The sequence below is a fragment of the Spirochaetota bacterium genome (assembly GCA_030154445.1).
GTDB lineage: Bacteria > Spirochaetota > Brevinematia > Brevinematales > Brevinemataceae > Brevinema_A.
Map to the genome: position 1 here is coordinate 39,248 of JAGUQW010000003.1, position 22,958 is coordinate 62,205.

Annotated in this window: 23 protein-coding genes and 1 other RNA gene; 12 read left to right on the forward strand and 12 right to left on the reverse strand. The window is 26.9% G+C overall.

The genetic code is table 11. From position 1 onward, the window contains the following. Positions 1-741 precede the first annotated feature (741 nt). The 5 genes from KFW21_01820 to KFW21_01840 all read right to left on the reverse strand — a co-directional run bounded on the left by KFW21_01820 (position 742) and on the right by KFW21_01840 (position 5,452). Positions 742-1,422 carry a hypothetical protein gene (locus tag KFW21_01820; protein ID MDK2818169.1) on the reverse strand — a complete coding sequence of 227 codons (681 nt, stop codon included), beginning with the start codon at positions 1,420-1,422 and terminating at the stop codon, positions 742-744. A 164-nt stretch (positions 1,423-1,586) separates the two neighbouring features. Continuing rightward, a complete protein-coding gene (locus tag KFW21_01825; GenBank protein MDK2818170.1) occupies positions 1,587-2,612 on the reverse strand; it encodes an extracellular solute-binding protein in 1,026 nt (341 codons plus the stop codon). A gap of 32 nt (positions 2,613-2,644) precedes the next feature. Next, positions 2,645-3,421, reverse strand: a complete 777-nt coding sequence (locus tag KFW21_01830) for an ABC transporter permease (GenBank protein MDK2818171.1) — start codon at positions 3,419-3,421, stop codon at positions 2,645-2,647. Then, complete coding sequence (locus tag KFW21_01835) at positions 3,421-4,332, reverse strand: ABC transporter permease (protein MDK2818172.1); 912 nt, start codon at positions 4,330-4,332, stop codon at positions 3,421-3,423. The genes KFW21_01830 and KFW21_01835 overlap by 1 nt, the downstream gene beginning before the upstream one ends. After that, entirely contained in the window at positions 4,325-5,452 is a 1,128-nt protein-coding gene (locus tag KFW21_01840; GenBank protein MDK2818173.1) for an ABC transporter ATP-binding protein, read from the reverse strand. Before KFW21_01840 ends, KFW21_01835 begins: the two co-directional genes overlap by 8 nt. 393 nt (positions 5,453-5,845) lie before the next feature. Between KFW21_01840 and KFW21_01845 the strand changes: the two genes are divergently transcribed. Continuing rightward, the gene (locus KFW21_01845; GenBank protein ID MDK2818174.1) at positions 5,846-7,651 is read left to right on the forward strand and encodes a hypothetical protein; all 1,806 of its coding nucleotides are present in this window, start codon (positions 5,846-5,848) and stop codon (positions 7,649-7,651) included. A 71-nt stretch (positions 7,652-7,722) separates the two neighbouring features. Next, a complete protein-coding gene (locus tag KFW21_01850; protein MDK2818175.1) occupies positions 7,723-8,157 on the forward strand; it encodes a DUF302 domain-containing protein in 435 nt (144 codons plus the stop codon). Positions 8,158-8,206: 49 nt separating this feature from the next. On the opposite strand, the gene KFW21_01855 is transcribed toward KFW21_01850, so the two are convergent. The 3 genes from KFW21_01855 to KFW21_01865 form a co-directional block, all read right to left on the reverse strand. Continuing rightward, on the reverse strand, positions 8,207-8,524 hold the full coding sequence (locus tag KFW21_01855) for a hypothetical protein (GenBank protein ID MDK2818176.1): 318 nt from the start codon (positions 8,522-8,524) through the stop codon (positions 8,207-8,209). Positions 8,525-8,544: 20 nt separating this feature from the next. Continuing rightward, positions 8,545-8,909: RNase P RNA component class A (gene rnpB / locus KFW21_01860), an RNA gene on the reverse strand. Positions 8,910-8,916: 7 nt separating this feature from the next. Continuing rightward, positions 8,917-10,485 carry a LysM peptidoglycan-binding domain-containing protein gene (locus tag KFW21_01865; GenBank protein MDK2818177.1) on the reverse strand — a complete coding sequence of 523 codons (1,569 nt, stop codon included), beginning with the start codon at positions 10,483-10,485 and terminating at the stop codon, positions 8,917-8,919. A 151-nt stretch (positions 10,486-10,636) separates the two neighbouring features. Between KFW21_01865 and KFW21_01870 the strand changes: the two genes are divergently transcribed. Then, positions 10,637-12,040 (forward strand): nicotinate phosphoribosyltransferase, encoded by a 1,404-nt coding sequence (locus tag KFW21_01870; GenBank protein ID MDK2818178.1) that lies wholly within the window; start codon positions 10,637-10,639, stop codon positions 12,038-12,040. A 2-nt stretch (positions 12,041-12,042) separates the two neighbouring features. Here the strand turns inward: KFW21_01870 and KFW21_01875 are convergent, their stop codons facing one another. The 4 genes from KFW21_01875 to KFW21_01890 all read right to left on the reverse strand — a co-directional run bounded on the left by KFW21_01875 (position 12,043) and on the right by KFW21_01890 (position 15,719). Next, on the reverse strand, positions 12,043-12,681 hold the full coding sequence (locus KFW21_01875; protein ID MDK2818179.1) for a hypothetical protein: 639 nt from the start codon (positions 12,679-12,681) through the stop codon (positions 12,043-12,045). A 19-nt stretch (positions 12,682-12,700) separates the two neighbouring features. Then, the gene (locus KFW21_01880; GenBank protein MDK2818180.1) at positions 12,701-13,432 is read right to left on the reverse strand and encodes an ABC transporter ATP-binding protein; all 732 of its coding nucleotides are present in this window, start codon (positions 13,430-13,432) and stop codon (positions 12,701-12,703) included. 14 nt (positions 13,433-13,446) lie between these two features. Continuing rightward, positions 13,447-14,247, reverse strand: a complete 801-nt coding sequence (locus KFW21_01885) for an ABC transporter permease (protein ID MDK2818181.1) — start codon at positions 14,245-14,247, stop codon at positions 13,447-13,449. Between the two features lie 86 nt (positions 14,248-14,333). Next, the gene (locus KFW21_01890; protein MDK2818182.1) at positions 14,334-15,719 is read right to left on the reverse strand and encodes a hypothetical protein; all 1,386 of its coding nucleotides are present in this window, start codon (positions 15,717-15,719) and stop codon (positions 14,334-14,336) included. 109 nt (positions 15,720-15,828) lie between these two features. Here KFW21_01890 and KFW21_01895 point away from each other — a divergent pair, with 109 nt between their 5' ends. From KFW21_01895 to KFW21_01935, 9 genes are all read left to right on the forward strand, one after another. After that, positions 15,829-16,146, forward strand: coding sequence for a rhodanese-like domain-containing protein (locus KFW21_01895; GenBank protein MDK2818183.1), 318 nt, complete (start codon positions 15,829-15,831; stop codon positions 16,144-16,146). Between the two features lie 5 nt (positions 16,147-16,151). Next, positions 16,152-16,496 (forward strand): rhodanese-like domain-containing protein, encoded by a 345-nt coding sequence (locus KFW21_01900; GenBank protein MDK2818184.1) that lies wholly within the window; start codon positions 16,152-16,154, stop codon positions 16,494-16,496. An 11-nt stretch (positions 16,497-16,507) separates the two neighbouring features. After that, a complete protein-coding gene (gene rpiB / locus KFW21_01905) occupies positions 16,508-16,987 on the forward strand; it encodes a ribose 5-phosphate isomerase B (protein MDK2818185.1) in 480 nt (159 codons plus the stop codon). Position 16,988: 1 nt separating this feature from the next. Beyond that, a complete protein-coding gene (locus KFW21_01910; GenBank protein MDK2818186.1) occupies positions 16,989-17,393 on the forward strand; it encodes a hypothetical protein in 405 nt (134 codons plus the stop codon). A 104-nt stretch (positions 17,394-17,497) separates the two neighbouring features. Continuing rightward, positions 17,498-19,492: a flagellar filament capping protein FliD gene (gene fliD, locus KFW21_01915; protein ID MDK2818187.1), complete on the forward strand. Its 1,995-nt coding sequence runs from the start codon at positions 17,498-17,500 to the stop codon at positions 19,490-19,492. Positions 19,493-19,562: 70 nt separating this feature from the next. Next, positions 19,563-20,525, forward strand: a complete 963-nt coding sequence (locus KFW21_01920; GenBank protein ID MDK2818188.1) for an aldo/keto reductase family protein — start codon at positions 19,563-19,565, stop codon at positions 20,523-20,525. Positions 20,526-20,604: 79 nt separating this feature from the next. Continuing rightward, positions 20,605-21,093 carry a hypothetical protein gene (locus tag KFW21_01925; protein ID MDK2818189.1) on the forward strand — a complete coding sequence of 163 codons (489 nt, stop codon included), beginning with the start codon at positions 20,605-20,607 and terminating at the stop codon, positions 21,091-21,093. Positions 21,094-21,128: 35 nt separating this feature from the next. Beyond that, entirely contained in the window at positions 21,129-22,490 is a 1,362-nt protein-coding gene (locus KFW21_01930; GenBank protein ID MDK2818190.1) for a transcription termination/antitermination protein NusA, read from the forward strand. Positions 22,491-22,526: 36 nt separating this feature from the next. Then, the coding region (locus KFW21_01935; GenBank protein MDK2818191.1) for a hypothetical protein at positions 22,527-22,958 on the forward strand (432 nt) is incomplete at its 3' end.

The following is a 22,958-nucleotide window of genomic DNA, read 5'->3' on the forward strand; positions in this document are numbered from 1 at the left end:
GACCTTAAGATTAATTTGATAAAATTTCCAAATCAACAAAATCCTATCAGGAGGAAAATCTTAGATCCAAATCTCAGAACCCCTATCACTTCACAATCACAGTTCAAATAGCTAATAAAATCCGTACCATTATTTCTACTACCACATACAAACAATAAAAAACATCAATAATATCTTGATAAAAATAAAAGTATATTATACCTCCTTATTATATTTTAGGCGGTATAATAAGAAAATTATTTGTATTTGGTACAAGTATTTATGATTTAAAGAATGCTTTTAACACTCTTCAATCCTATTTACACTAGAAGGATATATTAAATGAGCAAATTTACACTTACTGAAGTTGTTGAATCTTTAGAAATAATAATAAAATCAATCTAGGACAAAAATCATCTATTCTCACCATACAAGCTCAAAAAAATATTTTAGAATATACCAAACTAGGCAATAGTATCGATAATAAGGGTTTTTATTTAATTGTTACTAGAAAGCGTAGTATTTTTTTTGATACGGATATGAGGGCTAAGATGATGAAAATAATAACATTACCAAAATTAATAGTTGGAGATATTGTTATTATTTTACAACTTATTACAATTATATTTGTACAGAAGTTTTGATTATCTAAGGGAGTTACTTATGTAAGTTTGGTGGAATATTGATAATATAGAAATACTTATAGAATATAAATTAAAAACACCCCATTTTAGGGGTGTTTTTTCAATTAATTATATAGTACTATTTTTTTGTATAATTTATAGCCGTACTTATAGCTGTTGCCATATCAACTTCTCTAAATCTATATCCACCAGTAGGATTTTTATTAACTTCTATTGTACTTAATGTTGTGTCAGTTTTTTTAACAATATAATATGTTTCAAAGATATTACCATTTTCCCATTTTCCTAAACCACCTGTACTGATTGATCTCCAAACAACACTTTTTTGGCTAGGAGTTTGCTTATATAAAGTTGTATAACCTTCTTTATCTTTAATTAAAATAGCACCATTATTAGCATATAAAGGAAAATTATCACTAATAGTCAAAGTCCCTTCTTTAGCAATTTTACTCACTATTTCATTATCAAAAATTGTGCCAGGATGAATACTTGTACTACCATCATATAAAATTACAGAAGTTTCTTTGAATTTATCTGAAGAAAAATATATATTGTCTATAGAGTTATAATTAAAACCTGGTTCAGATATTTCCTTTTTAAAATAAGACCACACATCCATTCCATCTACAGGTCCTAATTGATCAAGTGTATCTCCCAAACCGGCATCGATAGTAGGATCTCCCATACCGCTACCAATACTATCATTAGTATCATTAGTTTCTTTATTACCACTAGCGGAACAAGATCCTAGTATAAAAAATATGCTTAATAATACTATATTTAAAATAGATCTTTTCATTTTAAAATTCTCCTACAAATTTTTATTTTTTATTTTTTATCGGTAATATTAATTACAACACAATACAACTTGATTATATTAATTTAAATGATCGTATTTTTTCTAGTTATAATCACAAAAAAAACCTACTAAATGTAGGTTTTTTTTGTGATTATAACTAGAAATTATTGTGCTTGAATATTTTCCCATACACGAGCTTGAATAGCCATTGCTTCTGAACTAATCGCTGTTAACATAGTTGAACGACTTAGATCTTCATAGTTAATACGAGCTTCTGTAGTAATTAATTTTCTTGCAGGAACATTAATAGATAAGGATTCAATATGATCCATAATTCTAGCATAAACTTCAGGTCTATGAATATAATTAATAAATTTCACAGCAGCTTCTTTGTTTGGGGCATCTTTTAATACCAAGAAACTATCCAACCACATCATTCCACCTTTTAATGGAATAATAAATTTTGTATTATTTTTTTTCTCTTCTGTTAAATTTGGAATAATAGTATCAGAATATCCTTGAACAATATCAACTTCACCATTAGCATAAGCCAACTGAAAAGAATCCGAGTCAAAACGAAGAATATTTTGTTTCCATGTCATGAGCAATGATGTAACTTCTTGCATAGCTATAGCATTAGTTTCATCAATACCATATCCTAAATAAATAAGAGCTGCCCCCATTACTTCACGCATATCATTCAATAATAACATACGCCCTGTATAAGCTGAGTTTGAAAAAATATCAAATCCTGTAATATCATTCGTAACCAATGTAGTATCATAAGCAATGACAGTAGGACCAAAAGCAAAAGGCATAATGTATTGATGATTACTATCTATTGCTAAGATATGTTTCATAATATTAGGATCTATATTTGTAAGATTTGGCATTTGATTGGTATCAAGAATTGCTAACAATCCCTCTTGCATCATAATAGTCGCATAATCTAAGGATGGAGTTACAATATCATAACCACCACCACTAGTTTTGACTTTGGCATAGATCTCTTCATTAGAAGAAATCGCATCTTCTATTATTTTGATTCCTGTTTCTGTTTCAAAATCTTTATATACATCTACGGGAATATTATCTGTCCACATAAAAATTCTTAAAGATTCTTGTTTTTCTCCGCAAGATACTAAGCTCAAAAAAAGCACAGGTAGTATAAATCTATATATATTATTCATAAGTATAAGTCTCCTATTTTAATAATTTTTAACTATTTGAATGCTATTTTCATGTAATGTTTATTAAGTGTAAATAAAATAATAGATCCCCCTATTATTAAAGTTGATAGCGCATTAATAGTGGGTGATAATCCAAAACGAATGGCTGAAAACATATAGAGTGGTAGAGTTGTTGATCCTGGGCCAGATACAAAAAAAGTAATAGCAAAATCATCAAGAGATAGTGTTAATGTTAATAAAAATGATGCTATTAATCCTGGATAAATAATAGGTAAAATTACTTTTAACCAAATCTGTAATTCATTTGCTCCAAGATCTTTAGCTGCTTCAATAACAGATAAATCACTATCTTCTAATACTGATAATATCAATAATAAGGCAAAGGGAATATTCATCGTTGTATGAGCAATAAAGATAGAACCAAGTCCCAAAGGTAATGCCATCACAACAAAGAGTGTTAAGAGTGAAATACCTATAATCAAATCAGGTAACATTAGTGGTAAATAAGATAATGTTAATAAAAATGTTCTTAATTTATTGTTTTTATGCCAAATAGCCCATGCTCCACAACCCCCTAAAAAAGTCGACATTAGAGCAGAACCTATACCTATAAGGAAACTCATTTTTAGAGCATCCCATAAACGTGCCGAATTAGTAAATAATTCTATATACCATTTTATACTAAATCCTTCCCAACTAGTAGCTTTACTAATATTAAAAGAATAAAAAACAATCAAAAATATAGGTATATAAAAAATTAATAGTGTAATACTGAAAATAATAAAATTAAATAGTTTTTGTGTTTTCATTATGTATTTCCTTTTAATTCTTTAGGGTAATTACAAAGCATTAATAATAAAGCAATCGAACATATCACCGTCGATATAGCTGCTGCAAGGGGCATATTTCGTCCAACAGTAGCATTATGTACAACTAAGCTCCCCAAAACATAAGAGCTTTGACCACCAACTAATTTTGCTACAGCATAATTTCCAAAGGTATTAATAAAAGCAAAAATAAAAGCTGAAATCACTCCATTCTTGATACTAGGTAAGTATACATAAAAAAAACTTTGCCACGGTTTTGCACCAAGATCATCGGACACTTCCCACAAAGAAAAATCAAATTTTTCAATAGCGGAAAATATCGGAATAATCGCAAAAGGTAAACATATATAAATAGATAGAAGAGTAACAGCAAAATTATTATACAAAAGCGGTAACGGTTTGCTAATAATATATAAATGTTGCAAAAAATTATTAAGCATACCATTATTTCCTAATATTTTAATCCATATAAAAATACGAATTAAAAAATTAGTCCAAAATGGTAAAATTAATAACATTAACCAAGTGTTTTTTTGAGATGATCGTGAAATATAATGAGCTGTCGGTATAGAAAGTACCATACAGACAATAGCAGATATTAATGAAATTACAAAAGTTCTAAAAATAGTTACTGTAACACGAGGTTCTAATAATTCTCTATAAGCATCAAAAGTAAAGGTGAGCACTACCTGCTCCCCTACTTTTTGTAATGCTACAAATAACCCGTCTGTTTTAATATTAGGGTGGAAATTTCTAATTACTGTAATAATAGTATCCCAAGAAGACTGATCAATAAAAGATACAATAACAACTAATAATGTTGGTATTACAAAAAAAAGACTCATCCATATCAAATATGGAGCAATATAAAAATAAAGTTTGTTATTATTCATTAGGCATCACCTCTACAATATAAGAATCATCAGAATCCCATAAATACCAAGCTTCATCACCCCAATGTACAACTTCTGTTCCATCTTCAAAGAATATATCATGTTGTTCAAATGCTTTGATATAATCTGTATGATTTGGAATTTCTAAAAAGTATTTACTTTGAAATCCAGCATAAATAACATCGTATACTTTACCTTTAATCAGATTATGCCATTCATTAGGTAAGATTGGTTTATTTTTGAGTACTTCAATTTTTTCAGGACGAATAGAGACTTTCACTTTGTTTCCTAAGGACACTTCTTTGTCTAATTCAACAATAATTTCACCAAGAGAGCACTCTATCAATGCATGTGTAGCATCTAGTATTTTAATGATAATTCCATTAATAAAATTGTTTTCTCCAATAAAATCTGCAACAAAAGGTGTTGCTGGAGTTTCGTATAATTCTACTGGAGTTCCTATTTGAAGTATTTCCCCTTCATTCATTACGGCAATTCGGTCAGAAACACTCAACGCTTCTTCTTGATCGTGCGTGACTAAAATAAAAGTAATACCTACTTCATCATGAATACGATCTAATTCTAATAACATATGTTGTCTTAATTTTGCATCCAAAGCAGATAATGGCTCATCTAATAATAATACTTTAGGTTCATTAGCCAAAGCTCTTGCAATAGCAACTCTTTGTTGTTGTCCCCCTGAAAGTTGAGAAGGGTATTTGTTAATATGTGATTGTAATCTTCCAAGTTCTATATACGATAATACTTTATTATGAAATATATCTTTTTTAATACCTTTAACTTTAAAAGAAAAGGCTATATTTTCATAAACTGTCAAATGAGGGAATAGAGCATATTTTTGAAAAACAGTATTGATAGGTCTTTCATTCGCTGGAATCATAGTTATATCTTTATTTCCAAGATATACAAGACCTTCATTAGGCGCTAAAAATCCACCTATAATTCTTAATAAGGTTGTCTTACCACATCCTGAAGGTCCTAATAAAGAAAAAAATTCGCCAGAATTAATTTCTAATGATATATTTTTTAGTATTTGATTAGATTCATAAAAATGACTGATATTTTTAATAGAAATAGAATTATTTATAATTTGTTTCATTGCAGTTTTTCCTTAATATATAATGATATATCTAATTTAGATATATCAAAAAATGCATATTGTATGATAAATTAAAATGGACAATAAGTAGTAAAAAAAAATAAGATAAAAAAAAGGAAATCAAATTTGGATTGATATTTTTAACATGAAAAAGACATGAAAATGTAACAGTTGTGTGAGATATTGGAATGCCGTATCAACAGGTAGTATAAAAAAATATAGAGTGGTCATATGCCCCCCCATTGTGAAAATTGTTTCATATATAATAAAACAGTTGTGATATTATATTGTATATAATATTTTTTGTCAATAATATGCAAATTATATATTGATTTTAATAAAGATATAATTTATAATATTATCATTGATAATATTATAAATTAGGAGTATGCTGTGATATCTATAAAACAATATTTTTCAACTATAAATTATAAAAAAATATTAAAAACTTGTTTGTTTGTAATTTTGTCATCACAATCACTTTATTTAATCATTCACCTTCAATTTTTATTGGGAATGCCTCAAGCAAGTCTTTCTATTAATGATAGTTTGTATTTTCTAGCAATAGGTATAGGATTATATATTATATCCAAAGGAAATAAAATTCAATATTGGACAGGGTATGCTATCATTCTTTGGCCAACAGTTATTTTACAATATTTCTTTATTAAAATATTTAACAAACCCTTCTTATTATCAGAATTACATAATTTTGGAACTTTATTAAAAGTCTCAATGTTACCAGTAAAAATTTTATATATTAGTTTGTTTATATTATGGTTGTATGGGCTTTTTTATTTAATATTTAATTTTATTAAGAACTGGTTCACAATAAATCTTATATCAAAATGTATTCCAATATTGATCGTATTATTTTATATTAAAATATTTATGAGTCCTATCTCACCTTCATTTTGGCAAAGAAATCCTGCGCAAGTATTTTTTTTTAGTGGAATTATTCAAACTATTCGATCTCGTATAGAAGAATTTAATATTACAGTATCTCCAGAAACAGTAAAAAGTAGCGTGGCATTATTAAAACAATATGAAGCAAAAAGAAAAGTTTATTCTATAAAGGATTCGCCTCAGACTATTCCTCAAAAGAAAAGACCCATTGTAATAATTGTATTTGAATCATTCTATGATTACAAACATTTTATCCCCCTCTTTGATGAAGATCCTTTTCCACAAGAATACAGAAAATTGATGAATAATAATACCTATACAGGACCAAATCAAACTTATGGTAGTTTTCCAGCAAGATTCGTATCTTTAACAAGTACTATTCCTATAGAACCTCCATCTAGTCATACTAACATTAATTACCCAACTTTACCACGAATATTATCACAATATGGCTACACTCCTATTGCTTTAGAAGCTGTAACTCCTACATATGGTTTGCAAGACTATTATAAAATATGGCAATTTCATACTATTGATTTTCATATGTTTGGTAATGATTGGAGTGGAAAGAGGGTACCCTATGATACTTTTGAAAAAAATATTACTCAAATTATTCTAAATACTCCAGATAATATTACTCCTTTTTATTTTGGATTCTCTTTCTTAGGGCATAGTGGCACCTTGGCTTTTACAGACAAATTGAAAGATCCTACAACTGATATTTCTAGTTTTTTAGCTTTATCACAAGACAAAACTATGGCTAAGAGATTACTTAAAGCTAATATTTTTAATGCTGAAAGATTGCTTTCTATCAAAAAGATGATTTTACAAAAATATCCCGATGCATTAATTGTACTTAAATCAGATCACTATAGTACCGATTTGAATCAATTTTTGAATAACAATAATACTATTCCTCAGCAATATAAAGATTCCTTTTACAATGATCCCGCCCCTTTACCATTTGTAGTAATAAATGGTACTAACGGTATCTTATCTTTAGAAAAAGGATTTTCACCTGCTAATATCCCATTAATGATTCTAGCTGAGAGTAAATTACCTTATAAAGGAACTATTCTTTCTTTATTATACAGAAATACTCCTAAAAACATGATGAATATTTATAATAAATGGTATCAAAAAGACGGCAATGAGTACATACTCATAGATTTAGAAATTTCTAACAATCAACAATACAAAGAATATAGTAAAGCTATCAACACGGTATCATTAGATTTATACAAAAATACTTTACCACCTGTTACACTAGATTTATATAATAACTTTGAATAATATATAAATTGACTTTTTATATTTGATAAACTATCTTTCTAAATATAACATATTTATTTAGGAGTTTATATATGAAAATTTTGATATTATTATTTTTGATACTATTAAATTCTTCTCTTTTTTCAAATACTTATTATAAAAAATCGGATTTCGATTATAAAACAACAGTTCAAAAAATAAAAAAAATTATAGTAGATAATAATTTAGAAATCCTTATAAATATAGATCATAGTAAATCTGCTAAAATTAATAAATTATATATGCCGCCCTCCGTAATTATAATATTTGGTAATGCACAATTAAATACCTCTCTCATGCAAGAAAATCCTGCCTGGAGTATTCATTTACCATTTGCAGTGTCTGTATATAATGATTCTCAAGGAGATACATGGATAGCGATGCCTGATATGAAATATTATGAAAAGAAACTCAAACCATCTCCTATTCAAAAAAAGAAATTATCTTTTATCCAAGTAACATTAAATAAAATTCTAAATTTAAATTAAATATTTATAAAAAAAAAGAGAGTATATACTCTCTTTTTTTTATAAATATTTAACCTAGAATATCAATAGTATTTCCATTATCATCATCTAATAGAGACTTTTCAGGAATATATCTTTCATCTTTTTCATCTTTTTCTTCTTGATGATGATGGAACGATGAATTATCCATCCCATGTTTAATAGTATCCATAACTTCTGTATGATTTTCATCATCAGGTATTCGTATTACAGATTCTTTATTTTTTAAATTTTGTTCTAAAATTATTTCTGCATGTTGAGCATGTTTAATATTATAATCAGAATCTAAAGGTTTAAGTGTTTGAGATTGAGTAATAGTCATCATCATATCAATAGGTTTAATACTCATATAATGTCTCCAATTTAAAAAAAATACCAATAGTTGTAAGCCGGATTCTGTTTTTAAGAAAACATCTGTCTTATTATTATTATTACTAATAAAATTTTTGCGATCTACCCGTATGAAATCATAAAACCAATGAAAATACATACTGCTTAATCTTGCCTTAAGAAGGGTTTTTCATGCCTCTTCTTTTATAAGAAGAGCGGTAGGCTCTTACCCCACCTTTTCACCATTGTGATCTTAATTAAGATTTCACTGTTTATTTTCTGTGACACTTTCCCTCATATAATATATATTATATGGACGGCTCTTAACCGTTTCTTGGTTTTTTAAGGTCCGGACTTTCCTCTCGCATCTATAATATAGAGTATGAGCGTTTTCCCTATTGGTATATATATTTATTTTTGTTTTTTAGCCAATTCTTTATAAGAATATAGTACATTCACTACTTTTTCTTTATCTCTCATTTCTAAATATAATTTATGAGTATTATCTATATTGTTCATGCCTATAGATCCTATAGGATGTCCTTTAGATATATTTTGTCCTGTTTTCACATTCAATCTATCCATACCAGCGTATACAATTGTTCTATTATTAGAAATTTTTAATATTACTACATTTTGTAATGTATTAATATAGCCAGCATATTGAACTGTTGCTTTTATCGGAGCTTCTATTGTAGATTTTGATTTTAATATTATATTAATACCTCGTCCAGAAGGAGTAGTTGATACAACTTGGGATAATTTGATAGGTAAAGGAATATTTTCAAATTTAGTAGTTCTTATACCTGTTCCAGATTTACTCTTAATATACTCGGCTTTTTTACTACTTTTTGATCCTGTAGATTTTGGTACACTTTTGTCAGTAATATATATTTTTAACACTTCACCTATATAAATACGAGTATTTTTTTTATTATTCCAAGATAACAATTGAGATCGAGAAATATTATATTTGATAGAAATATCATCTAAAGTATCACCTCTTCTTACTTTATATTGAATCAATTTTTTATTTGAAATTATATCTTTCTTTGTAGAATTTTGTTCTAAATTTTTAGTAACTTTCACAGAAATATTTAAAATTTCTCCTACTAATAATTTATCATTATTTTTATTATTATTTGTTTTAATTTGAAATGGGCTTGTACCAAATTTTGCTGCAATATAAGATAAGTTTTCCCCATTTCTTACTGTATATTTAATATTTTTATACTTAGATAAATTAGAATTTTTAGGTTCGCTAATGTTTTTAGAGTAAATAGTCAATATTTCATTAATATAAATACTAGATTTTGTTTTATTATTCCAATCCAATATATCTCGTAATGACACTTTGTAATTAATAGCTATTTGTCCTAATGTTTCACCGATTTTAACTTTATGAATTGTTTTTTGTATAGTATTTTTTTGAGGAATAACTTTATTACCTACAATTAACTGCTCACCAATATAAATAGAACTAGAATTTTTTTGATTTAATTTTTTTAATGCAGCAATAGATGTTCTGTATTTTAAAGCGACATCACTTAGTGTATCACCCTTTTTTACTTTGTAAGTAATAGGCTGTGTTTTTATGATTTGTGAATCTATTTTTGTTAATGTTATAGGATCATTTTTTGTTATAGGAATTTTTAATACTTGACCTTCAATTACATGATTTTCAGAAAGATTATTTAATGTAATGATATGTTTGATTTGTGTATCAAAAAATTTTGCTATACTTTGAAAAGAATCTTCTGTTTTCACAGTATAATTAGAAATATACGATGGTACGTATATTTTTTGACCAATTAACACATTATCACTATATAAATCATTCAATTTTCTTAGATCAGATAAAGTAATATTTTTTTTGTTAGCTATTTCCCATAAAGATTCATTCCTTTGAATCGTATAATTATTAGAATAAATATTAGTAGTTGATAAAAATAGAGATATTATAAAAATAATAAATAACATGACTCTTCCTCCATATATGTAGAATTATCTCATAGTGTGTATCGGCACCAATTAGAGATTATATAGCAATTATCTTATATATTCTTGCTTTTCAAATATAATTATATTATACTATATTATAATTATATTAACAACTTAAGGATAGATTTATATGTTACAATTTTGTTCTAACATTTTAAGAAGTTTTGCAACAGATGCTTATAAAGTAAGTCATTTTTTACAATTACCAAAAAACACTCAAGCTGTTCGTTTTTACATTGCACCAAGACATGCTCTAAGACCTGAAAATAATAATTATATTGTTTTTGGAATTAGATATTTTATTGAGAAATACCTAAAAATACCTATTTCCTATCAAGATATTGAAGAAACTAAAAAAATATGGGAATCTTTTAATCTAGGAGGTATCTCATCTACATTTCCAGAAAAAGAATTTAAAAAAATAATATCTAAGTATAAAGGCTTTCTTCCTATAAAAATAGTCGGGGTCAAAGAAGGTACTATTTTAAATAAATATAATATACCTATTTTTATTATTTCTGTTGATGATCCGGATTTAGTTTGGTTACCAGGATTTATTGAAACGGCACTTCAACGATCAATATGGTATCCTTCCACGGTAGCTACAATATCATATAATGTAAAACAAGAATTATTAAAAGCTTATAAAATAAGTGTTTCTACAAATAATTATGAAAATATTAAATACCAATTACATGATTTTGGTGCAAGAGGTGCATCTTCAGGAGAAAGTGCTGGTATAGGTGGTTTGGCACATCTTTTAAATTTTATGGGAACAGATACTATGGAAGCCGTATATTTAGGAAATAAATTATATCAAATTCCTATTAAAGAACTCGCTTGTTCCATTATTGCATCAGAACATAGTACTGTTACAAGTTGGGGTAATAAACATATTGGAGAAAGAGAGTCTTTACTTAATATAATAGATATTTGTAAACAACATGGAGATCGTATATTTGCATTTGTTTCTGATTCTTATGATTATTTTTATACTGTTGATAAAATTTGGGGAGATCCTGAAATTATTAAAGCTATCCAAGATGCAAATCTCTCTCCTATTGTTCGTCCAGATTCTGGAGATCCTGTAGAAGTTGTCCTTTATGCTTTAGATTCTCTTTCTAAATCTTGGGGATATACAACAAATAATAAGGGATATAAAGTATTAAATACTATTAGAATTATACAGGGTGATGGCATGAACATAGATCGTATAACAACATTAATTAATAAAATTATTGAACATAAATATTCTGTAGAAAATGTTTCTTTTGGTATGGGAGGAGGATTACTACAAAATTTAAATAGAGACTCTATGAGTTGGTCTATGAAAATGTATAAACTCAAGCAAAATGATGAATGGAGAGATATTCGAAAAAATCCTCTAACTCAGCAAGAAAAAGCTTCTTATAATCCTCAAAATATTGTAGATAACTCAGAATGGGTAACTCATTACCAATGGAATGATATGTTACTAGAACCAATTATTTATATAGAAAATTTCCAAGATATTCGAAAAAGAACACAAATATAATATTAATTTAATGCGTACAATTGTTCCAATTTTTTCCAATTCGTATTTGTAATTAATAAATTTATTATACTACTAATATCTTCATTGTGTTTATTGTTTTTTTGAAATTGTATTTTTAATAACAATCCTGGGATAATATTTATCGATTCTTTTAAATTTTGTTTATTTGGAGTAAAAGAATATACATAATATGCTGTTGACTCATCAATATCCCACAAATAAAATCCTTGAGTTGTTTTTTTTAATGGGAATGTAGAAAAACTATTACTAATAGTAGAATATTTTGCATTATCAATATACATTTGATAATAACTAACTTCTTCAGATGCATAAACTAATGATATTTTTAATTTTTTTTTAGAATCATAATCAAAAATATACTCTAATTCTATATTGTAATTGATATGATTTTTTTGCATGTCAAATGAGTATGTATAATTACTTGATATCATTTGCCGTGAAAAAGGAAGTTCTTGATAACTTTCAGAAAGTATTGTGTTAAATGTTTTTTTTAATAATAATGAGCTTTCTTTTAATACAGCACCGTATTTTTTTTGTTGATATAAATTATCTACATTACTAAAAGTAACTATAGTTAATAAAAAAATATAACAAAATATTAATAAATTATATCTATACAAAATAACCTCTTTTATTTATTTATTTTGTGAATTCTAGATATTCTTTCATAACATCTTTGGATGTTCCAGTCATTTTCACTTCGCCTTTATGAAGCCATAAAGAATTTTCACAATGCTCTTCAATCGCTTTTGTATCATGGGAAATCATGACAACAGAATTATCAGAGTTAATCATTTGTTTGATACGCTCTGTACTTTTAGCTTTAAAATGTGCATCGCCTACACTAAATACTTCATCTAAAAGAAGTAAACTTGGTCGAATGCAAGCTGATACTGAAAATGTGAGACGAGATCTCATTCCACTTGAATAAGTATACATAGGTAAATCAATAAATTTTTCTAATTCTGAAAACTCTATAATTTCTTCAGCTAATCCATTATCAAGATCTTTCTTAGGGATACCTAATAACAAAGCATTTAAGTATAAGTTATCTCTACCAGTTAAATCTTCAATAAATCCAGCTCCCAAAGTAAGCAATTGTATTTTTTTAGCATCAATTGTCAAAGATCCTGTATCAGGGGCAAATGTTTTTGATAGGATTTTCAATAAAGTAGATTTACCAGAACCATTTGTCCCAATAATACCTAAATTTTTACTTTTTTCTAAGTTAAAAGATATTCCTTTTAGCGCTTCAATTTTATTAATTGTAGAATCTAACTCTGTTTTTGTAAATATTTTTTTTAAACTAAAACTACTACGAATTGTGTAGGTTAATGTAATATTTTTAGCTTCAATTATATTTTTATTCATATTCTACTCTCCACTTATCGTGCATTAATTCTATTATAAATTTGATCATTTTTATATAAAATATAGATACCTAACATAATAAAGAAAATAGTAATAAATATTAAATATAATACTCTCATGGTAGGAGGAGCTTGTCCGTAAGTAAAAATATCTCGAAAACTTGTTGTCAATATTCCTACTGGATTTAATTTCATAAAAAATATGTATTTTTGAGGGATTTTATCTATATTATAAAATATAGGAGTTGCAAACATTCCTATCATAATAATATGAGGTAAAATATTAGAAAAATCATTCATAAAGACATTAATATGAGCCACCATCATAGAACAAGCCCAAGTAAGTAAAAACAATGCAACTATTAAAAGAGGTAAGTATAGCATATATACAGTAAACGGTAAGCCATACACCACCATCAATATTCCTAAAAAACCTAAAGAAAATAAAAACGGAGTTAGTGATGATATACAAACCGCTAGAGGGAAAATAAATTTAGGAACATAATTGTCTCGACATAAAGACAAATTTGATGTTATGCTGGATACAGATTGTTGAACAGACATAGAAAAATAACGCCAAACTAACATAGCTGAAAAAAAGAATACTGGATAATAAGGATCTTTTTGTGAAAAAGCTACTCTCACAAGAATAATATAAATTCCCATATTTAATAAAGGATCTAAAAACCACCATAAATAACCTAGAGCTGTAGTAGACACTTTGGCTTTTTCCAGTGCTTTTACATAATAAATAATGTAATCTATATTACTTAACAATTCTCTATAAAAACGTTTCATTGCCGAAAAAAAAGTCATTTATTATATCCTCTAAAATAATTAAAATATATTTTATATATTATATCTTTTTTTTTAATTTAATACAAGTCTACATGTCCATTTAATTAAATTATTTTATATAAGATATTAGAGATATCTTTTTTTATAAGATCACAATTATTACTTTTTTTTAATAATTCTAAAACTACATTTTCTGCATATTCTTTAAATACACCTTTACTAACTAAAAAAGTCCAATCTGAAGCTTGTGCAAGAAAAGTATGATATATTTTATCTTGAGAAATAACTTGTTTATGTTTTAATAACATCTCTAACTCATATAAAGAAGGTATTAATTTACTCCAAATTTTGTTAGTTTTTATATTGATCCATGACTCCGCATTATAATTTGTACCCCATGTAGATAATAAAGGTTCTTGTATAGGATACAACACATTTAAAAAATCATCTTTTATTAAAATATTATTATCCTGTAATTTTTGTATTAATATATCTAAAAAGTATATCCCCTCTTTCCACCAATGTCCAAATAATTCCATATCAAAAAAAACAGAAATATTATCATTGTTTTGATAATTACCATGCAATGATTTAATATAATCTTCAACATCTACATATATTTGATCCTGTGCTTCCTCTTCATTATATAGATTCTTTATAGACTTATTTTTGTCTGTTATTGCGTATAATGATACACCTGATAAAGGTATATCATTTTCTTGAAGCAGTTGATTTATTTCTCTACTGTCATCTTTTAAATCTCTATGAAATTCTCTATATACAGAATTTCCAGGATAACCTGTAGATGCATCCCATATTTTTGATGTGCATTCATAATTTCTACAAATATAATTAATATGATTGGAAGTATAACGAGAGTGATTAACACTGGAAGAAGGATCTGCAAATGTATATTTCACTCCATACTGAGATAGATGCTTACTTAATTCTGGAAATATAGCACACTCAGGACTCCAAAAACCATTAATATTAGTAAAAAATAATTCAGATATTTGTTTACCCAACTTAATTTGAAGATCTAATACATGAGGAAAAGATCGTAAGCTGGGTAAAAAAGCATGCGTAACGGAGCTAGTCAAAATATTCAAAATACCTATTTTAGAATAATATTGGAAAATTTTAATTATATCAAAATCCCAATTTTTATATAATATTTCTAATTCTAATATTTTTTGTAAATCTTTTTTTACAATTAAATTTTCATTATTATTTTTTAAATTGACCGAAAGTATTTTTTTTCTTACTTCTAAATATTTCATAAAATTATCTTTAAAATTTGTAGAAGATAATTGTACTAATAATATAGGAGATAAATTAATAGAAATACAAATATTCTTACTCTTATAAGATTCTAAAATATTCAAAAATGGTAAGTAAGAATGTAGAACAACTTCATGTAACCAATATTCCACTTCTGTATCTAATACATAGGGAATATGTGCGTGTAATATTATATTAAATTTTTTCACTATTGATTCCTTTGAATTGATTTTTTAATATAAAAACTTGTAATAACAAAAATTATTTGGTATAATGAAAATATCTCATCTGTAAATAGGATATTAAAGGAAGTTCATTATGACTATCCCTCATATACATAATATATCTGAAGAACAAATAAATAATCTCCAAAAAAATTCCTTTATTGTAATTGATGTAAGAACTATAGAAGAATATGAAGACGGGCATATAGACTCAGCTGTACATATTCCTGTAGATAATATGGTAGATAATCTTGATAACATACCTCAGGATAAAATTATTTTACTGTATTGTCGAAGTGGTACTAGATCACAACATGCCACAGAATATCTTAAAAATAATAATTATCAAGCTTTCAATATAGGTAGTTTTTTTCACCTAACTGATAATATTATAAAAAAATTAAATGGATAATACATATGATTAATAATATACTACACCAAGATCATAATCGACAAATATCCGAACGAGATTTTTTACTACTAAATATGGATGATGTTTATATTATTGATGTTAGAAATTCATTTGAACTTAGTAGTGGTTTCTTGAAATGTGCTCAAAATATACCGTTTTCAGAAGTATTAACTTTTCCTTTTTATATACCAAAAGATAAAATTATTCTTACTTATTGTAATTATGGTAATAGAGCAGGTAAAGTTGCTTTAGCATTATTTGAAGCAGGGTATAATGCTTATTCTTTAGGTGGATATTCTCTCTTTTCCCAAAAGATTAAATCTAAGTGTAATTATCAATCAAATAAATAAGAGGTTATAAAATGAAGTGTAAAATAGCTTTAGGTTCAGATCATGCTGGCTATCTCTTAAAAGAAGCTATCAAAACATGGTTAGAAAACAATCAATATGAAGTTATTGATTTTGGAACAAACTCTGAAGATAGTGTTGATTATATTGATTTTGTATATCCTGCAGCAAAAAGTGTTGTAAAAAAAGAAGCTGATTTTGCCATAGTATTATGTGGAACAGGTCTTGGTGCATCTTATGTTGCAAATAAAGTACATGGTATTAGAGCAGCTCTTTGTCAAGATGAATTTTCTACTGAATTATCCAAATTACATAATAATGCAAATGTTCTTGTCTTAGGGGGGCGAGTCCTAGCTCCTCAAAGAGCAATTAATCTCATGAAAACATGGTTAAAAACAGAATTTGAAGGCGTTCGTCATCAAAAAAGAATTGATAGAATTCATGAGATAGAACTTCTTGAAAGTAATACTCATAAGAATGATTTAGAGGTATAATATGCAAAAAATAGAAAATCTTAATATTTATTTAGAACAAATTATTCTTAATGAGGATAGAGATTTTATATGGAATAAATTTATTACTGCTAAAGAGTTTCAAGCGTTGTTCGCCGAAGAAAAAAAACAATTTAAACAAGGTGACGCAGGAGTTTTAAATTGGACATATTTACTATGCTTTAAAATGAGTGGTAATTATGAAATTGAATCTTATCAAGAAAACATGCATTTACTTATGAAAATATCATCTCCAAATTGTTCTTCATTATTATTAATAACAATGGAGGAAAATAGAAATGGTGTTTTATTAAGAATAGATCATAGAAGTTTTTTTGGGCCAAAAAAAATACAATATAGATCTTTTTTTCTTAGACATTGGGAAAAATTCTTAAAAAATTTTTCTTAAAAAATAAAAAATATATATTATTTTAATAATTTACATTTTAATAAAAATCATAAAAAACCGATATAATATATAGAGATATTTTATTATCAACAAGGAAGGGGTCTATGCACTTCATATTGTTCTTAATTATTTTTATAATGATACCAAATATATCTATAGCTCAAAGAGTTCAAATATCTGGAATACCTGGTCAAGACAGTGATATGAATATTACAGATATGTTAGATCAAATTATGGCACCATATTACAGTGAATTAACAAATCTTAATAATAATAAAATTGATAAAGAAATTGAATTTGAATTATGGCAAGATTTCAAACAACAAATCAAAGAATTTGAGCAAGTTAATAACTATATTATGGGATACGAATCCGCATTCCGATCATTAACTAATACTATTTCAGATCCAACAGCAATACAAGCACAAGTCGCCAGAACAGCCAAATATGGTGAATATCGTGCAATTATCAATACATTAGCAAGTCCTCATTCTTTTGCATCAGCACCTATTTCTATAGACAAAACTATTGTAAAAGGTGATTTTTCTATAATCATTAACACAAACACTAATTCTATACAATTTTCCGGTGGAGATATAACAAGCCTCTTTAATTTGTTACGATCAACTCTATCAAACAATATAGACGTCAAACTTCTAAACGCATCCGATACAAAAAAAATTATTGCTCTTGTCGGTAAAAAAGAAGGAGCTATTAATAAAATTCAATTTGATGGAGATCTAGCACCTTTATTAGATACTAGGATTCTTACAACTGGAGAGCAAAGTGAGACTAATATCCAATGGTCTCTATTCAACACTAATTTAATTATTTCTAATTCTAGTATTACAATAGAAACATCGTATCCTTTAAAAGATAAAACATTATTATCATTTTCTGCATTATTAACAGATATAATTCTTCTTGTAGAAGATGAAAATACAAATAAAATATCATTATCGAACCTTACTCAAAATACAATTGGAGAAATTACTAACTTAAATATTATCTTACCTGGAGCAACACCTATTTTAGAAGATATAGCTTTAGATATTGATAATCCAATAATCGTCAAAGAGCCTATACAACAACTTGTATTAATATTTGATGATAATACTATAGAAAATATTCCTCTTAAAAATGAGAAATATTCTATTTCGTTAGATAAATTTATCGATAAAACTCTAGTATCTATAACAGCAATGGCAGAAAAGAAAATTTTAAATATCTCTGATCTTACTCTAATATCTTCACCTGATGGAGCATTAAAACCATACAATGAAACTTCTAAAGCACAAGATTCTGTACTTTTATTAGATGGACTAGAAATTACAAGACCTTCAAATATTGTTTCTGATTTAATTCCAGGGGTAACATTAGAATTATTACAAGAAAAAACTGGTACTATTAGAATTCAAATAAAACCTGATATTGAATTAATTAAAGATACAATTATACAATGGGTTGTAAAATATAATAATATTATGGAAGAAATATTTATTTATACAACTATTCCCTTAAATCAAATTGGACGAACAAAACCACTACATATACGAAAAAAAAATGAAGAAGACTTAAAAGAAGGGACTTTTTATGGAAATACATCGTTAATTGGATTTAAAGATAGAATGCGTCGTTTAGCTGGTTCTCCTCATGGATTAGATCAAAATTCACTTAGTTTATTAGATCAAATCGGTATTTATACAAGAAGACGAACTTCTTTAAATAATGATCCAGATGCTTTACGCAAAGGTACTTTAACCTTAGATGTAAGAGAACTAGAAAAAATATTAAATGAAAAATTTGAAGAAGTAAATAAATTATTTGTTTTAGATACTGATGGAAACAATATTGCTGATAGAGGTGTTGCAATTTCAGCTACAAGTACTCTTAAAATGATGATAGGTGGGAATGGGTTTTTGGATAAAATAGAACAAGATAATTCTAAAAAAATGAAAGATTTAAATGCTCAGATTACAAAAAAAGAAGAAGCTATTGAAGTAACTGATAGAAAAGAAAGACAAGCACTATTGCAAATGAATCAAGCTATTGTAAAAAGTAAAGCTTTATCTGAATCACTACAACAACGATTAAAATAATAATTGGATTGACAATTATCTTATAAAGAATATATGATATTCTTTATAAGATAATTTCTAGGGGATAAACATGAAATATAGAAAACTTGGAAAAACTGGTTTACAAATAAGTGAAATTAGCTTAGGTGGATGGTTAACATATGGTAATACAACAGAAATTGAAACAACTACTAATATTATTAATAAAGCCTATGAATTAGGTATTAATATGTTTGATTGTGCTAATGTTTATGCTTATGGAGAATCAGAAAAAGTTATGGGGAAAATTCTTAGCCAATATAATAGAGAAACTTATATTTTAACAACTAAAGCTTATTGGCCTATGAGTGATATACCTAATGACAAAGGATTATCAAGAAAACATCTACATGCACAAATTAACGCTTCATTAAAAAAATTTAATACAGAATATATAGATATTTTTTATTGTCATCGTTTTGATACAGAAGCTGATCTTTATGAAACAGTTCGTACTTTAGATGATTTTATTAGACAAGGTAAGATATTTTATATTGGTGTCAGTGAATGGACCGCTAGTCAAATTATTGAAGGATTAAAAATTCAAGATCAATATTTACTTGATAGATTTGTAGTAAATCAACCATGTTATAATATATTACAACGAAGTGTTGAAAATGAAATTGTACCAACCTGTATAAATAATGGTATAGGTATTATACCTTTTTCTCCTCTTGCTCAAGGATTTTTAAGTGGTAAATATAGAAAAGGGAAAGAAATCCCAAAAGATTCAAGAGCAGCAAATGATGATATTAATTCTTTTATGCAAAAACATTTAATTCCAGAAAATTTTGATTTGATAGAAAAATTTATTTCTTTTGCAGAGCAAAAAGATTGTACCCCTTCACAACTTGCTATTTCTTGGTTATTACACAAATCTGGAGTAGTATCTGTTCTCACAGGAGCATCTAGTGTATCCCAAATAGAAGACAATAGTAAAGCCATAGAAATTATACTTAATGAAGAAGAACTGTTTAGTTTAGAAAATATTTTTCATAAAAACATTGACAAATAGTAATATATAATATATAATTTGCTTAATAATAAATTAAGGAGTCGAGACCGACTCCTTAATTTATTATATGAGGACTTATATGAATAAAGAAGATATATATCAAATCATTGAAGAAAGTGTTACTGCATTAAATTTTATACCCTTAGAATCTGTAATAAATTATGGACAACAAAAAGATGTATTAAAAATCATTATACATCATACAGAAAAAAAAATTACATCAGATGATTGTTCTTTAGTAGCTAATATTATTTCAAGACGCTTAGATATTGATGATCCTTTTGAAAGACCCTATGATTTAATAGTAGAATCTCCTGGAATTGATCGAGAACTTAAATCACATACAGAATTTCCTTTTTTTATAGGAAAAGCATTTAAAATTTTTATTATTGAAAATACAGATATTCTTACAAAAGAAGGATTTTTAATAGGCACACTTATTTCTGTTGATGAAAAATCTATTACTCTTCAGATAGAAAAAGATAATAATACTATTGTTATCCCATTAGATACTATTAAAAAATCGAAATTGTATTGTAATTACACTGAATTATTAAAAAAAAAATAATACACTAAACTATGTAATATATTTTGGAGGAATACATGGCATTTCCCGATCTGATTGTAGCTTTTGCTAAAGACCAAGGTATCTCAGAAGAGTTAGCTGAAAACATTTTAAAAGAAACTTTCACAACATTGTACAAAAGAGAATATGGTAGAGAATATGAAAATGTTAAAATAAATATTAACAAATCTGGTATTACTCTTATTCAACTGAAAACAATAACTCCTGAAGATGATATTGAAGATGATACTACTGAGATAAGTGCGAAAAATGCAGAAGAATTATTTCCAAATAAAACTTTTGAAAATGGAACAATAATAGAAATAGAACTTCCTTTAGCTAAGTTTGGACGTCAAGCTGCTCAAATCATGAAACAACTTCTTAAACAAAAAGTAACTGATATTCAAAAGGATATTATTTATGGAGAATTTGTAGATAAAAAAAACACTTTATTTTCAGGATCTGTTAAATCAAGAACAGAAAGTAAATATGGTGGATATTATATATCTCTTGAACCAAAAGGAACAGAAGCTTTTTTGCCCTATTCTGAAGCATTACCAGATGAAGTATTAACATTAGGTGACCCTATTCGTGTTTATTTAAAAGATGTTCTGCAAGTAACTCGTAAAGGTGAAAGTCAACTTATTTTAACTAGAAGTAATCCTGATATTGTTCAAGAATTATTAAAACTTCATATTCCTGAAATAGCAGATGGGTCTTTTGTTATTAAAGCTGTTTCTAGAAAACCAGGTGAAGTTACCAAAATAGTTCTTCAATCTCTTGTAGATGGATTAGATCCAATTAGTGTAACAGTTGGTAAAGCTGGAGCTCGTATTAAACCTATTCGTCAAGAACTTGGAAGTGAAAGAATTGAAATTGTTAGATTTGATGTAGATACTAAGAAACTTATTACTAATGCTATTCAAGCTAGTAGAGTACTAAAAAATCGTATTGCAGAAGTATTTAATATTGATTTAAATTATGATACTAATGAAGCAACTGTTGTTGTTCCAGATGAATTTCTAGCACCATTAATTGGTCGTCAAGGATCTCATCAGCGTATGTTAGAAGAAATTCTTGATTGGAAAATTAGATTTAATAATTATTCTGATTTTGAAATGATTATTAGAGAAAAACAAAAAGAAGTTGATGATATTTTAGGAATTTCAAATACTCAAAGTTTTGAGATTATTGAAGATGAACTTATTTCTTTAGACATGCTTCCATTTACTTCTATACAAATAGAAGTTCTTACAGATGCTGGATTCAAAAGTGTGACAGAAATTTTAGAACTCACTGTAGAAGATCTTTCAAAAGAAACAGGTCTAAGCTTCAATGAAGCTGTTGAAATTTGGAAAATTATTGAAGATAATATTGAAATAGAAGAAGATGACGAATAAAGATAAATTTGTGCCTACTGATTATAAGGAGTATTTATGCTACAAGACGATAGTAAGAAAAAAGTATTGAAAATAAAAATGAAAAAACCTCCAATATCTACTAATACAAATGAAACAAAAAATGAAGCACCTTTAATTTCAGAACTAATTTCTCCAAAATTAGATATAAATCCAAAAGTTCAACCTGAGATCAAATCTATCCCTCAAAATACTCACTCTGGGCAAAATGATTACAATAGACCTAATAATTCTGAACAGGGTGGCTACAATAGATCTAATAATTCTGAACAAGGTGGCTACAATAGACCTAATTCTGGTGGACAAGGTGGCTACAATAGATCTAATAATTCTGAACAAGGTGGCTACAATAGACCTAATTCTGGTGGACAGGGTGGCTACAATAGACCTAATAATTCTGAACAGGGTGGCTATAATAGATCTAATTTTGGTGGACAGGGTGGCTACAAT